Here is a 388-nt window from a genome sequence, read left to right on the forward strand (position 1 = left end):
ACGAAATACTGTTCGTAAATACCTCAATAATAGAAATTTAGACCCAAGCTACCCTGCAAGGAAGTCGCCGAGTAAGCTGGATGACTACGAGAAGACCTTAACCTGCTGGCTTCACCGTGAGGTGAAAAAGCATCGAAAGCAGCGTAAGTCAGTCAAGCAGCTATACCAGGATTTAGTACAACTGGGTTACACCGTTTCCTATGATCGTGTTGCTGCGTTTGCACGGCAGTGGCGACAAGAGCAACATGAAGCAAAGAGCACTGCCGCTAAGCGAGTCTATGTTCCACTGACTTTTGCACCAGGCGAAGCATTCCAGTTTGATTGGGGCGAAGATTTCGCCACGATCAATGGTCGGAAGTGCTGCCTTCAAGTTGCTTACTTCAAGCTA

The 388-nt window shown here is 47.7% G+C and carries 1 pseudogene; it reads left to right on the forward strand.

Annotated features, from left to right (window positions below):
- Positions 1-388: pseudogene (locus A3763_RS28815) on the forward strand (IS21 family transposase); the annotation flags it as partial.

The organism is Oleiphilus sp. HI0128 (assembly GCF_001635365.1).